The organism is Agrobacterium salinitolerans (assembly GCF_027498475.1).
In the GTDB taxonomy this organism is placed as follows: Bacteria; Pseudomonadota; Alphaproteobacteria; order Rhizobiales; family Rhizobiaceae; genus Agrobacterium; species Agrobacterium salinitolerans.
This window is the reverse complement of record NZ_JAPZLN010000019.1, coordinates 1-1,098: the sequence shown is the minus strand read 5'-3', so window position 1 is coordinate 1,098 and position 1,098 is coordinate 1. Positions and strand designations below refer to the sequence as shown.

Genomic DNA, 1,098 nt, shown 5'->3' with positions numbered 1-1,098 from the left:
AGCGGATCACGCCATTCTGTAATTCTGCTCCCTGGTCATCATTGCCCAAATGATGCGCGCCATCTTATTGGCGAGCGCGACAGCCGCCACCATTCGAGGCTTTCGGCCCAGAATGCCTCCCAACCAGTTGTCCGGTAACACGCCCTTGCGCACGATCCAGCGGATCAGGCTCATGGCTCCGACGATGAGTAGCTTTCGGATATCGGTTTGCCCCATCTTGCTGACACCACCCAGTCGGGTCTTGCCTCCCGTGGAGTGCTGCCTGGGCACAAGGCCAAGCCAGGCAGCAAAATTCCGGCCGCTCTTAAATGCGCGAAGATCTGGAGCAAATGCGAGGATCGCGCCGGCGGTCACGGGTCCGACGCCGGGAACGGTGCAAGGTCGACGCATATCTTCATTTGCCTTGGTTGCGTCTCGAAGCTTCAGCATCAGCCCGTCAATCTTTTCGGTTAGCAGCCTGATCTGGTCGAGGTAAAGCTGACCAATCTCTCTCACTCCAGCAGGGAGGTCATTGGTCTCATCGGCCAGAATGCCCACTACAGCCGTGAGATTGGCTGGTCCTTGAGCAACGATAATCCCGAATTCGCCGAGGTGCCCACGTAGCGCGTTGATGAGCTGGGTGCGCTGGCGCACGAAGCACTGGTGCGTTCGAAACGCTACCGCACGCGCCTGATGTTCAGCGCTCTTGACCTCGACATAATGCATGTTCGGTCGCTGTGCAGCCTCCGCGATCGCCGCTGCATCGGCTGCGTCGTTCTTCTGTCGTTTGACAAACGGCTTCACGTAGATCGGCGGAATTAACCGTACATTATGGCCACAGCCTTGAGCAAAACGGCCCCAGAAATGGCTGGTGGCACAGGCCTCCATCGCGACGATACACGGCGACTGCTCACTCAAAAGCTGCTGCAATCGAGCCCGTGAAAGCACCCGGTTGAATAGAACCGCCCCGCCGCGATCCGTTCCACAGACTTGGAAGCTCCGCTTCGCGAGGTCGATCGCAAGGATTTGCACCTGTGTCATCTGCCTTTCCTCCGTGAGCGCCACCATGGCGCTGGGCAGGCATCATACTCCGATGGGGGCATCCACCCCATCAGTTCA

At 58.6% G+C, this 1,098-nt stretch carries 1 protein-coding gene; it reads right to left on the bottom strand.

The window, feature by feature from the left end; translation table 11 throughout:
- Positions 1-6: 6 nt before the first annotated feature.
- Positions 7-1,020, bottom strand: a complete 1,014-nt coding sequence (locus O9X91_RS23810) for an IS110 family RNA-guided transposase (protein WP_269834423.1) — start codon at positions 1,018-1,020, stop codon at positions 7-9.
- Positions 1,021-1,098 lie beyond the last annotated feature (78 nt).

Coding starts and splice junctions, on each gene's coding strand:
- O9X91_RS23810 (WP_269834423.1), bottom strand. CDS start 1,020: ATGACACAGGTGCAAATCCTTGCGATCGACCTCGCGAAGCGGAGCTTC.